The following is a 12,414-nucleotide window of genomic DNA, read 5'->3' on the forward strand; positions in this document are numbered from 1 at the left end:
CAAAGAGAATTAAAATTTGAAGGAGATAAGACAATATACACAGAAGAAAATGCACAAGCTAATATTACACTAAAAGGTGGTAAAAAAGGTGCTAAAGTGGAATGGAGTTTAAAAGATGGTGATGCTACTTTAGGAAGTCATGATACAACTTTTAATCGTAGTGGATATGCATATGCAACTATTACTTCTAAAACTCCATTTAAAGCTAATCCTGTAATTAGTGTAGAAACTATCGGACAAAACGTTAGTACTGCTATTGCTTATGTAGATAAAGAATATATCCCTAGTATTGTTTATCCTAATTATAAAGGTCATGAAAAAACAGTAAACTTAAACCAAGATTTTAATCTTGAGGTAAGCAATTTAATTCCAAATACGGAAATTGAAATTTATCATAATATACTGTCTGAAGCTCAGCCTAAACAAGATCATGTTAAAGTAAATTCTCTTGGTAGAGCTACTTTAGAATTTAATGGAGTATGGATACCAACAGTCGATAAATTCTATATCAAATTTAAATATATGAAAACAAAAAGCAAATCAGCGGATTTTTCAACTGATTGGATTTATATATATAAACAAGATACTAAACTTGTTTTGGATATTGACAAAGATTCTTTCTTAAAAAGAGAAGGAGAAGAAGCTCATGCCGTATTAAAAAGTGGTAAAGCTAATGAAAAAGTAGAGTGGAGTTTAAGTGGGGATGCTACTTTAACTAAAGCTGATAAAGTATTTAATGCTAGTGGTGAAGCTAAAGCAACTATTACTTCTAAAGCTCCATTTAAAGCTAATCCTGTAATTAGCGTAGAAACTATAGGTCAAAGATTAAGTCAAACTATAGCTTATTCAGATAAAGAAATTTATACCCCAAAAATAACCTACCCAAGCTTTAAAGGAAAAGAAAAAACAATAGATTATGAAACTGATTTTGAAATTCCTATTAGCGGATTAATGCCAAATTCTTACATTGAGATTCTTAAAAATCAAACTGTAAAACCAATACATTCATACACTTTAGCAGTTGATGAGCATGGAAAAGCGCAATTGCATTTTAGACCAATTTCAGATTATAGTGTTAAAGATTTTCAAGTTAAATTTAAATATAATAAAACAAAAGATACAGAAGAAATCTTTACAACAGATATTATAAATCTATATCAATATGGTCTAAATATTGAAAGTCTTGGTATAATTGAAGCTAAGCAAGGAAAAGTTTTAACCTTGAAGGCGATTAATGGGAAACCTAAAACAAAAGTAAAATGGAAAATTATAAGTGGTAGTGGTGTCTTATCGCACAATGAAACAACTTTTAACGACAAAGGAGAAAGCACTATAATTTTGGCCGCAAAAGCTCCATACGATGATGTTAAAATAGAAGCTGAAGCAGAATTTGATAGTAAAAAAGCAAACACAACCATATATTATAGCTTTGACCCTATTATACATGATGATGATAAAATTACTTTTGATAAAGGAGGGGTAATAACAATAACCGGTTTAAAACCTAACAGTGAAGTTGTTATTGGTTTAGAAAAGTTGTATTATACTGCTTTAGAGGAAAGTGGTAGAATTTTGAACGCCAATAAAAACGGGGAGATTAAATTACATTTTAATCCTGTTTCTTCTGTTAATACGGATGATTATGATAATAGATTTTTTAGAGTCAAGTTTACTTATAGAAAAAGTAATAATGAACCTACTGCTGAAAAAACAATCTCATCTTTCGTGAGACCACCTGATGTAATTAATATTCATTTTGAAAGTATTAATGATTTACAACACGGTTGCTGGGTTCCAGCAAATTCTTATTTTTCTAATGGAATGCCAAATGCACCAATAGAAGTAAAACCACAATGGACATGGATGATTGGGATGAGTAGTTATAAAGTTTTACAAAAAGATGCAAAATTTGATAGAAACGGAAAAGCAACCTATAGAGAGGGTGTTATATGGTGTACTGTTGGGAATGTTGGGGATCTTTATTATATGGATTTATATGTAGATGGAAAAAAATATTCTTTAACAGCTGTAACGCGATATGGATATAAAGGCTTTGAGTGGGATTCTTGGTCAAGTGATTCTTACAATAGTACTCTTGAGTAGTTTTATATAAGTAAAGACCGGGAATATGCCATTTTACAATTTTATGCAATTTCTATCTCTGTTAGCTCAACTTTCAGAGGTAGAAATTAAAACTCTTATAGAATATAAAGATTTATTATTAAAAGCATTGTCATCTTTAAATGAATCAAAAACATTTGATGTAAAAGAATGTGTACGACTTATTGATACCCTTGAAGAAACTTTTTTCGATAAACTTCAAATAGAAGAAAGTAAAAAGAAAGAAATTTGCAAAAATATCATCAAAATACTAAAAAATCATTGGAAAATGTTTTTTTGAAAGCTAGATGGTGTCAAGGGGGAGACTTGAACTCCCGACCTCCGGCTTATGAGACCAGCGCTCTAGCCAGCTGAGCTACCCTGACATAAGAAGTTAAAATTATACTTTATTTTGCTTAACATTTTATAAAATGCTTATTTTGTAATTTTTTATATATTTTTTAACTTTTTTGTGCTACAAATATAAAACTATATTAAAAAAGGATTTTAATGCAAATTAGCTCAAGTTATGGCAATGCCTTTTACACGCAAAATCCTTATCAAAACGAAGATAAAAAACAAACCAAAGAAAACATTTCAGAAAAAGAAAATCCACAGCAAATAAAAGAAAATGATAACAATCAAGAAAAAGATGAAAAAACTCAAAAAGTCAATGGTAAAGACTTAAGCAACGAGGAAGTAAAACAAGTACGAGAACTTGAAAAAATCGACAGAGAAGTAAGAGCTCATGAAGCAGCCCATCAAGCAGCAGGTGGAGCCTTAGCAGGTGCTGCAAGTTTTGGCTATACAAGAGGCCCTGATAATAAAATGTATGCAGTTGAAGGAGAAGTGCCTATAAGAATGCAAAAAGGCAATACTCCTGAAGAAACTATAGCAAATGCTATGCAAGTAATTGCTGCAGCTATGGCACCAGCTGATCCTAGTCCGCAAGATTATAAAGTAGCGGCTAATGCTATGCAAATGCAAAATGATGCGCGCACCGAACAAGCTAAAATAAAAGCAGAAGAGCTAAAAGCACAAAATGAAAAAAGTAAAAATGAAAATGCGGAAAAAACAAATTCAAATTCCAAAGCTATAAAATCATACACACAAAATTCATCACAAGATTATATAGGAAGTCAGTATAACAAAAGCGCATAGTGGCAGAGAGGAAGGGATTCGAACCCTCGGTGAGTTGCCCCACACACGCGTTCCAGGCGTGCTCCTTCGACCGCTCGGACACCTCTCTAAAAATGAAAATTATAACTTATTTTTTTAAATTTACACTAAAAAGGGATTTTATGAAGCTTTTTTACTCTTGTTTTTATCTTCTTATTTTACTTTTTTTAAGTGCTTGTTCAAATCATGCTAATGTTAATTTATCTTACGAAAAAGCCTTTATAAACAAACAATGTGATGAAAACATCCTAGCTTTAAAAAATGCAGATAAAGACACCATATATACAGGGTTAAATTTAGCTTCTTTAGCAAGAGTTTGTAAAGATTATGAAAAAAGTAATACTTTTTTTGATAAAGCAGAAGAAGCTTATAAATATGATGTAGATTTACAAAATGGGCTTCAAAAAGCCACTAGAAATTTTAGTGAAATTTTACTTAATGATACCATCAATGACTATCAAGGTTATTTTTATGAAAGGATTATGCTAAATACCTACAAAGGTTTAAATTATATGAGCTTAGGTGATTTTAAAAACGCAAGAGTGGAATTTAACCGAGCTTTATACAGACAAGATAGAATGAAAGAATATTTTTATGATTATATACAAAAAGCTCAAGAAGAATACCAAAAAGAACTTCAAAAAAATAAAAAAATATATACAAGTTTTCAGCAAAATTTAAACCCTATCTATAAACAATATGACAATCTTCTTAGCACATTTAACGCAAATAAAAATTATACTAATATCTATGCTAGCTATCTTAGTGCTTTATTTTTCTTTTTTGACAAAGATTATATTAAAGCTTATGATCTTTTAAAAGAAGTAGCCTTAAGCGATGTGAAAAACAAACAACTTCAAAAACAATTTCAAGTATTTGAAAAATTCACTCATTTAAAAACATCCTTCCCTCAGCAAAAATATATTTTTATCATTTATGAAAATGGTTTTAGCGCCACAAAAGAAGAATTTAATCTCACTTTACCATTTGTTTTTAATGATAATCTTGCAAATATTAGCGTAGCTTTTGCTTACTTAAAATCAAGAAATGCTTCTTATAAATTCTTGCAAAGTCAAGATGAAAAAACTCAAAATTTAATTTATTTTGATGATATTATAGCAAGTGAGTTTAAAACTCTTTTGCCTTCCATGGTAATGAAAACCCTAGCCTCAAGCGCACTTAAAACTTCAATTAATTTAGCCATAGCTAATAATGACTCTAGTGGTTTTTTATCATTTATTAGCACTGTTAGCACTGCTTTAATTAACAAAGCCGATCTTAGAATGTGGCAAGCTTTACCAAAAAGTGCTAGTATTTTAATGCTAAAAAATGAAGGTTTAGTTAAAATTTATGATGATAAAGAAAAAATAATCTTTGAAGATGCGTTGGAAAAAGATAAAAATTATATTGTACTTATAAGATCTTTTGTACCAAGTTCAAATATTATTTATAAAATTAAAGAACAATAAGGAGATAAAATGAAAAAAAGTTTATTTTTTATGATTTTTGCACTTTTAGTTTTCAGTGCTTGCTCTTCACAGCCAAAATATACTGATGGTAAAGCTTCTCAAAAAGTGCAAGGCGATGCACTTACTTTGGGACTTGATAGAGAAGATTTTGAAAAAACTGCCGAAGATATGATACAAAGTTTGCTTAGCGATCCTGCTTTTGCAAATTTAAATAGCTCTAATAGAAAAGTTGTTGCCATAGGAAAAATCATCAATGACACCCCACAAAGAATAGACACAGACAAACTCACTTCAAAAATTACCATAGCATTAAGAAAATCTGGAAAATTTATACTAACAACCGCTGTGGCAGCAGGCGGAGCAAAAGATAGCTTATCTCATGATGTAAGAGACTTAAGAGACAATGAAGAATTTAATCAAAACTCCATTGCTAAAAAAGGCACACTTTTAGCTCCAAATTTCTCGCTTTCTGGTAAAATCAGACAAGATACTGTGAAGCTTTACAATGGCAAAATTCAAACCGAATATTTTTTCCATTTAATTCTTACGGATTTAACTAGTGGCTTAGCCTTTTGGGAAGATGAAAAAACCATCAACAAAACAGGTAAAGGCAAAAGTGTAACATGGTAAAAAAACTACTAATTCTTTTTTTAACCCTCGTTTGTCTTTGTCAAGCACAAAGTGCTTTAAACAAAGAAAGTTATGGCGAGGGTTTTGGAAATACAAGAAGTGAAGCAATAAAAAATGCTATCAATGAAGCTCTGGGAAAAATGGAAGGTTTAAAACAAGTCAAACTTAAAAAATTTGAATTTAATTTTAATGGAAATTTTAATATAGGCTATGATGAGGAAATTGATTTTGTTAGTAATGGAGTTTTTAATAGTTATGATATTAAATCTTTAACTCAAACAAATCAAAATGAATTTCATGCAAAAGTTGTAATTTATAAAAAACTTTACAATGAAAAAAACCTTGAGGATAAAAGTTCGCTAATTATCATCAACAAAGTTAAAGATGAGCTTTCGGCTAAATTTGAACAAGAACTTTTAAGCGTTTTACTCCAAAGTAAAAAATTTAGAATTTTAGATAGAGCAAATCTTGATCTTTATAATCAAGAAAAATCTTTACTTATAAAAAATGCAAGCGATGATGAACTTGTTAAACTTTACAATGTTTTGGGTGCTGATTTTTTACTCATTTTAAATCCTAAAATAACACAAACACAAAATGAAATTAGCACTCAAACTTATAATATTAACATTGATTATCGTTTGATAGAATTTGCTACAACTCAAATCAAAGCTTCTGATACTTTAGAGTTTAAAATGAGCTCTACAAGCAATTCAAGCAAGCAAAAAGCCCTTAGGGGTATTGCTACAAAAATTACAGAAGATATTTTTAAACATTCTAAAGACGATCAAGAAGAAGAAATAGAGCAAGGTTTAGATGCAAACTATCAAATCAACAATGAAGGTGGGGTTAATTTAGGTTTTTAGCCTCTAAAAACTCACACCTTTTACAAAGCTCAGCTTTTAAAATTCCTTGCTTAAAACCTTCTTTTAATTCTATATATAAAGAGGAATTTAAAAGCTCACTAAAATCTTTTTCAAAACAATTTCCAAGTTTTATATCCCCTTTAGTATCCAAACAACAAGGCACTAAAGTCCCGTCACTTAAAATAGCAATTTGCCCATTTAAAGCATGACAACACCCCTTCTCTCTAATAATCTCATCTTTCAAAGAAGGCCATTTAAAAAGTCTAGCTTGGTGTAAGATAATATGCTTTTCTAAGCGATTTTTAGCTTTTTGCTTTTGAATTTTTATTTTAAAAATTTGCTCTAAAAAATCATAAATTTTTTCATTTTCTAAAGGCGGGTTGAAATTTTTATCTAAATTCCAAAGTCTTAAGTTGATAAAAGAATTATTTTTATTTTCTAAGTGTAAAAAAATAAGCTTCAAAATAGGCTCAAAGTATTCTTTTAAGCTCATTCTACTTTGAGATAAAAAAGCACCCAAAGAGATATTAATTTGGTGTATATTTTTAAAACTTAAAGCAAAATTGATTTTTTCTTCATCAAAATAAAATCCACTCGTAGTAAGCTCTATTTGCATATTAAATTTTAAAGCTATTTTTAAATACTCTTTTAAATTTAAAATCCTTAAAGGATCTCCAAGTACATGGAAAGTAAAAAGCTTGGCATGATTATGCACGCTTTTACAAATTTTTTCAAAGTCTTCAAGGCTCATTTGTTTTCTTTGGGCTTTTTGACTAGGACAAAAATCACATTTTAAACCACAAATATCACTTAATTCTATATAAATTTTCTCAAAATACATAATCACTCTTTTTAAAAAGCTCAAATGCTTTTAAAGCAAGTTTTGAAAGCGTGATATACTCTAATTCTTTATAAGCAAAAGCTTTAGCTTGAAAGTCTTCAAAATCATCATCTTTTAAAAAATACACCTTAGCATTGATTTTGTATTTGGTATAAGAATGCTTAAATTCTCCTATAAATTTTGCTTTTTTTTGGTTTTTGTATTCTAAAAAATTATATAAATTAAAATACAACTTTTCTTGACTCTTAATGAGTAAAAACTGCTCGTTTTTTTGCACTATAAGTATTTTTAAAATAGTATTTTCGTATTGAATTTTTTTAGTTGGGTTAAATTTTTTATATTCGTTTTTTCCACTACAAAAGTCTTTTAAAGGACAAATTTCACATTTTGTATTTTTAGGCAAGCAAACCAAAGCCCCTATATCTAACAAAGCTTGGTTATGATCAAATGCATTGTCATAGTTTAAAAATTCTTTTGCCTTTTGTGTTAAAAGTTTAGAATTTGGATTTTGCAAACTATAAAATCTACTCAAAACTCTTTTTATATTTGCATCCACAAAAGACTTAGCTTGCAAAAAACCAAAACAAGCTATAGCACCAGCTGTATATTCTCCAATACCAGGAAGCTTTTGAAGCTCTTTAATATCAAATGGTAATTTTGCATTAAATTCTTGCACACAAATTTTTGCACATTTGTGCATATTTCTAGCTCTAGTATAATACCCAAGTCCTTGCCAAGCTTTTAAAACCTCATCTTCACTTGCCATAGAAAGCGCTTTTAAAGAAGGAAATTTAGCTAAAAACTGAAAATAATAATTTTGCAAAACACTCTTTACCTGAGTTTGCTGAAGCATAATCTCACTAACATAAACAGCATAAGCAATATCAATATTTTTTAATTTTTCTAAATCATCTGCTTTAGCGTATTTTTTATACTCATCATGCAAAATACGCCAGGGAAGATTTTTCCTACCATTTTGATCATACCATTTCAAAATATTTTCATGAATTTTTTGCATTAAGACTTTCTTTATTTTTAAAAAAATTATACAATCTATTCTTAAAGGCTTTATGTTAAAATAAAAAAATATTTTTAAAAAGGAGTAAAAATGAAAAGTTTTTTGAAAGGTTTGGGTTTAGGATTACTTTGTTTAGTATTATTTGTACTAGGAGTGGTTTTTAACACTGAATTTTTAGGCTTAAAAAATCATAATAAACAAAATATAGAATTTTCAAGAAATATAGAAGTATCTAATGAAATTATGCCAAATATCTTCAATGCTACTTTAAATTTTAGTGCCAGCGAAGAACTTAGTAAAAAAACTATTATTTCTAGTGAAGAAAAAAATCATATTGCTAAAACATTTAAAGAAATCTCAGATCGTATTGCTAAAGAAAATTATTGCAAAGGTGGAAGTTATACTTTAGAGCCAAATTATAATTATTATCAAGGAGTAAAAACGCTAAATGGATATAGATTGCACTCTAATTTTACTTGCCAAATTCCGCAAAATAAAAGTAAAGACTATGAAAATCTTATAAAAGATATAGAAAGTATTAGCGCTACTAATGCTTTAATTTCTTTTAATACCAAAACTTTGCAAGCTGGCTTTGATGAGGCTATTTTAGAAGCAAACAAAGAAGATTTATATGATCTTGCATTTAAAAAAGCTTTTGAAAAGGCTCAATATTATTCTAAAACTTTAGCAAAAACTTGCGCGATAAAAAACATTCATTTTGATAGTTGCAATATCAAACATAATGCTCCAAGTTTAGCAGCTGGTGCAGATAGCATTGTATTGCCTATTGTTAAAAGCGACAAACAAAACTTAAAAGCTAATGTGCTTTTTGTTTGTCAATAAATTTCATTTTGGCTTTATTTTGAGTTTTTATAATTTCTCATCATTAATTTAAAGGAGAAACAATGAAAAAAATTGTAAGTTTATTTATAGTGGGTTCTTTGGCTGCTTCATTTGCCATAGGAGCTGATTTTTCTAAAAAAAGCAATGATGAGATTTTAAATCTTGCAAAAACCGTTAGCGCGCAAGATCAAGCTGATTTGGTTATTGAGATGAAAAAAAGAATGAATGAGATGAAATACAAAGACGCAAGAGATTTTCATCAACAATTTAAAACTAATTTGCGCGAAAATATCTCTAAACTTTCTGCGCAAGAAAGAAACCAAAGAAAGGCTATTGTTCAAGAAGGTATGCAAAAACTAACCGATGAAATGAGCGGCAAAGAAATAAGAAAGTTAAATTTGCATCATTACAACAATGCCCATTCCCATAAAAATCATCATGGTTTAAGATCACACCATGCAAATTGTCCGATGAGATAAAATGGCAGCAAAAATTCTACTCTTAGAAGATGATTTAAGTTTAAATGAAATTATAAACGAAGCTTTAAGCGATGAAGGCTTTAAAGTCTCTTGTGTATTTGATGCACAAGAGGCACTAGAAAAAGCTTATGAAGAAAATTTTGATCTTTGGATTTTTGATGTTAAAGTCCCAAAAGGCAATGGTTTTGAAGTTTTAAAAGAATTAAGAGAAAGTGGTAAAAATACTCCTGCTATATTTTTAACTTCTTTATCTATGCCTGATGATGTAAGACAAGGATTTTTATCAGGTTGTGATGATTATATTAAAAAGCCTTTCGATATAGATGAATTGATTATCCGTGTAAAAAATATCATTAAAAGAAATTTTAGCCACCAAAAAGAAGATCTAATTTTTCTTAACTCCTCAAAAAATATTTCTTTTGATCCACTCAACAAAACTCTTTATCAAGATAAAACAATCATCAATCTTACCAACAAAGAAAAAGAACTTTTAGCTTTACTTTTAAAAAAACGTCCGCATTTTGTAAGCATAGAAACCATTTTTGATGAAATTTGGAGTTTGGATGAAGAACCAGCAATTATGAGCCTTAGAGTTTATGTGAAAAATTTAAGAAAAATTCTTGGAAAAGACCTTATTATCAATCAAAGAAACATAGGTTATGCCATAAGGTTAGAAAATGAAAAGTGAAAATTTTAATAATACTATTTTTAAAATTCTAGCTCTTTATATCATCACAAGTGGTACTTTTCTTACAATTTTTTTTATTACTTTTTATCAAAAAGAAGCAAATTATATACGATTAAACCAAATAACACATTCATACACTCACTATAATTATATTTTGCAAAATATCATCGAAGCAAGACACGATAGAACATATTTAAATCAAGAAGATTTTTCCTATATATCCAAAAGACTCAACACTCAATTTGCCATTATCGCAAACAACCAAGTTATTTTTAGCAATTTAACTTTCGATGCTTTAAAAATATTAACACAACTTAAAAAAAATGATTTTATTTACAATGAAAACAAAAGATTATTTATAGATTTTTCAAGGATTAGAAATCTCAACACCTATATAGACACAAGTAATCTAAAAAAACCAAAACACCATTCTCATTTCTTAAGACATAAAAATATTCATATCATTATAGAAACTAATGATCTTGGTTTTAAAAAAGAACAATACCGCAAAGATAATTATAACAATCTAGACATCAATGATTTTGCCGATGAACTTTGGAAATTAAAATTAAAAACTATTTTTTATACACTTATATGTATTTTACTACTTGCTATAATTGCTTATATACTCATCTTACTTGTCTTTAAAAACATCAAAGAACAATTTAAAACACTCAATGATTTTATTAAAGACACCACGCACGAAATTAATACGCCTTTAAGTGTGATTTTAGCTAGTATTAAAAAATTTGATGATACAAATTTGAATCCAAATAACACTAAAAAACTAAATCATATCAAACTAGCAAGTAAAAATTTAAACCATATCTATCAAAACCTCATAGCCTTAAATTTTTTCTTACAAAAAGAAAATTTCAAAGAAGATATTAATTTAAAAGAGCTTTTAGAACAAAGGCTAGAATACTTTGAAACTTTAATCACGCAAAAAAATCTCATCATTGAAAGAAATCTTTTAGAGCAAAGCTTTTATGCTAATAAAGAAGAAATACAAATTTTAATCGACAATATTTTAAGCAATGCTATAAAATACACTAATACTCATAAAAAAATCTATATTTGTTTAAAAGAAAAAACACTTAGCATTAAAGATGAGGGTCAAGGTATGAGTGCTAAGGAAATAGCTCAAATTTTTACACGCTATAAGCGCTTTAATCAAGACCAAGGTGGCTTTGGCATAGGTTTAAACTTAGTCAAGCAAATAGCTGATAAAAATAATATCAACATTAAAGTTTTAAGCAAAGAGAATGAAGGAAGTGAGTTTATACTTTCTTGGTAAGGATAAAAATGGATATTTGTTTAGAAAAAATAAAAATGGAACAAACTTGGAAAGAATTTTTAAAAGATGAGTTTTTAAAACCTTATTTTTTAGAGATAAAAACTCATTATATCAATGCCCTAAACGAAGGAAAAATCATATATCCACCAGCAAATTTAATCTTTAATGCTTTTAACCTAGCTCCTTTACAAGATTTAAAAATCATACTTTTAGGACAAGATCCTTATCATAACCCAAATCAAGCTATGGGCTTAAGCTTTAGTGTGCCAATGGGAGTTAGAATTCCTCCATCTTTGCTTAATATCTACAAAGAATTGCAAGATGATTTAAATATCCCTATAGCAAAACATGGTGATTTAAGCAAATGGGCTAAACAAGGAATTTTACTTTTAAACTCTATCTTAAGCGTAGAAGCAAACAAACCTGCTTCGCACGCACATTTTGGTTGGCAAAAATTTACTGATGCGGTTATATCAAAACTTAGCAATGAAAAAGAGGGTTTGGTATTTTTACTTTGGGGAAATTATGCTAAAAACAAAAAAGTTTTAATCAATCCTCAAAAACACTTTATCCTAGAGGCAGCACATCCTTCGCCTTTAGCAAGAAATGCTTTTTTGGGTTGCAAACATTTTTCAAAAAGCAATGAAATTTTATTAAAACTCGGCAAAAGTCCTATTGATTGGGATTTAAACTCATAATTTACTTTAAATCTATATACTTTAGGAAAATTTTTATAAAGGATTAATATGAATTGCCCAGTTTGTGCAAATACAGCTTTATTAATGAGTGAAAGAAATGGAGTTGAGATTGATTATTGTCCAAAATGTCGTGGCGTTTGGCTTGATCGTGGTGAACTTGATAAAATCATAGAAAGAAGTTCTTCTCAAAGCGCGCCACAACCATCTCATCAACAAAATTACAACCAACAAGCAAACTATCATCACAATAATGACTATAAATACAAGAAAAAAGAAAGTTGGATTGGAGAATTATTTGACTTTTAA

Annotated in this window: 14 protein-coding genes and 2 tRNA genes; 12 read left to right on the top strand and 4 right to left on the bottom strand. The window is 28.8% G+C overall.

All coding sequences use genetic code 11. The features are described from left to right. On the top strand, nt 1-2,103 hold a 2,103-nt coding region (locus CAMP18498_RS05860; protein WP_337197987.1), incomplete at its 5' end, for a hypothetical protein. A gap of 25 nt (nt 2,104-2,128) precedes the next feature. Further along, a complete protein-coding gene (locus CAMP18498_RS05865) occupies nt 2,129-2,401 on the top strand; it encodes a hypothetical protein (protein ID WP_263676886.1) in 273 nt (90 codons plus the stop codon). Nucleotides 2,402-2,409: 8 nt separating this feature from the next. Here CAMP18498_RS05865 and CAMP18498_RS05870 read toward each other — a convergent pair. Further along, nucleotides 2,410-2,486, bottom strand: a tRNA-Met gene (locus tag CAMP18498_RS05870). Nucleotides 2,487-2,610: 124 nt separating this feature from the next. On the opposite strand from CAMP18498_RS05870, the gene CAMP18498_RS05875 reads away from it, so the two are divergent. Continuing rightward, nucleotides 2,611-3,261 carry a putative metalloprotease CJM1_0395 family protein gene (locus CAMP18498_RS05875; protein WP_337197988.1) on the top strand — a complete coding sequence of 217 codons (651 nt, stop codon included), beginning with the start codon at nt 2,611-2,613 and terminating at the stop codon, nt 3,259-3,261. On the opposite strand, the gene CAMP18498_RS05880 is transcribed toward CAMP18498_RS05875, so the two are convergent. After that, nucleotides 3,262-3,349, bottom strand: a tRNA-Ser gene (locus CAMP18498_RS05880). Nucleotides 3,350-3,401: 52 nt separating this feature from the next. Between CAMP18498_RS05880 and CAMP18498_RS05885 the strand changes: the two genes are divergently transcribed. Genes CAMP18498_RS05885 through CAMP18498_RS05895 form a run of 3 tightly spaced genes read left to right on the top strand, consistent with a single transcriptional unit; the run spans nt 3,402 to nt 6,244 of the window. Further along, nucleotides 3,402-4,748 carry a hypothetical protein gene (locus tag CAMP18498_RS05885; protein ID WP_337197989.1) on the top strand — a complete coding sequence of 449 codons (1,347 nt, stop codon included), beginning with the start codon at nt 3,402-3,404 and terminating at the stop codon, nt 4,746-4,748. 9 nt (nt 4,749-4,757) lie between these two features. Continuing rightward, the gene (gene lpoB, locus CAMP18498_RS05890) at nt 4,758-5,378 is read left to right on the top strand and encodes a penicillin-binding protein activator LpoB (protein ID WP_039627756.1); all 621 of its coding nucleotides are present in this window, start codon (nt 4,758-4,760) and stop codon (nt 5,376-5,378) included. Further along, complete coding sequence (locus CAMP18498_RS05895) at nt 5,372-6,244, top strand: CsgG/HfaB family protein (protein ID WP_337197990.1); 873 nt, start codon at nt 5,372-5,374, stop codon at nt 6,242-6,244. The genes lpoB and CAMP18498_RS05895 overlap by 7 nt, the downstream gene beginning before the upstream one ends. On the opposite strand, the gene CAMP18498_RS05900 is transcribed toward CAMP18498_RS05895, so the two are convergent. Continuing rightward, nucleotides 6,228-7,085 carry a radical SAM/SPASM domain-containing protein gene (locus CAMP18498_RS05900; protein ID WP_337197991.1) on the bottom strand — a complete coding sequence of 286 codons (858 nt, stop codon included), beginning with the start codon at nt 7,083-7,085 and terminating at the stop codon, nt 6,228-6,230. The two genes, CAMP18498_RS05895 and CAMP18498_RS05900, sit on opposite strands and share 17 nt — an antisense overlap. After that, nucleotides 7,075-8,118: an A/G-specific adenine glycosylase gene (gene mutY / locus CAMP18498_RS05905; RefSeq protein ID WP_337198031.1), complete on the bottom strand. Its 1,044-nt coding sequence runs from the start codon at nt 8,116-8,118 to the stop codon at nt 7,075-7,077. The genes CAMP18498_RS05900 and mutY overlap by 11 nt, the downstream gene beginning before the upstream one ends. A 75-nt stretch (nt 8,119-8,193) precedes the next feature. On the opposite strand from mutY, the gene CAMP18498_RS05910 reads away from it, so the two are divergent. The 6 genes from CAMP18498_RS05910 (at nt 8,194) to CAMP18498_RS05935 (ending at nt 12,414) form a co-directional block, all read left to right on the top strand. Continuing rightward, entirely contained in the window at nt 8,194-8,946 is a 753-nt protein-coding gene (locus tag CAMP18498_RS05910) for an SIMPL domain-containing protein (RefSeq protein WP_337197992.1), read from the top strand. A 62-nt stretch (nt 8,947-9,008) separates the two neighbouring features. After that, nucleotides 9,009-9,425 carry a DUF1104 domain-containing protein gene (locus CAMP18498_RS05915; RefSeq protein ID WP_337197993.1) on the top strand — a complete coding sequence of 139 codons (417 nt, stop codon included), beginning with the start codon at nt 9,009-9,011 and terminating at the stop codon, nt 9,423-9,425. A 1-nt stretch (nt 9,426) separates the two neighbouring features. Then, nucleotides 9,427-10,113, top strand: a complete 687-nt coding sequence (locus CAMP18498_RS05920) for a response regulator transcription factor (RefSeq protein ID WP_337197994.1) — start codon at nt 9,427-9,429, stop codon at nt 10,111-10,113. Then, complete coding sequence (locus tag CAMP18498_RS05925) at nt 10,103-11,410, top strand: sensor histidine kinase (protein ID WP_337197995.1); 1,308 nt, start codon at nt 10,103-10,105, stop codon at nt 11,408-11,410. The genes CAMP18498_RS05920 and CAMP18498_RS05925 overlap by 11 nt, the downstream gene beginning before the upstream one ends. Nucleotides 11,411-11,418: 8 nt before the next feature. Beyond that, nucleotides 11,419-12,108 (top strand): uracil-DNA glycosylase, encoded by a 690-nt coding sequence (ung, locus tag CAMP18498_RS05930; protein ID WP_337197996.1) that lies wholly within the window; start codon nt 11,419-11,421, stop codon nt 12,106-12,108. A 48-nt stretch (nt 12,109-12,156) separates the two neighbouring features. Further along, nucleotides 12,157-12,414, top strand: a complete 258-nt coding sequence (locus CAMP18498_RS05935) for a TFIIB-type zinc ribbon-containing protein (protein WP_337197997.1) — start codon at nt 12,157-12,159, stop codon at nt 12,412-12,414.

The organism is Campylobacter sp. W0066.2 (assembly GCF_024723515.1).
In the GTDB taxonomy this organism is placed as follows: domain Bacteria; phylum Campylobacterota; class Campylobacteria; order Campylobacterales; family Campylobacteraceae; genus Campylobacter_D.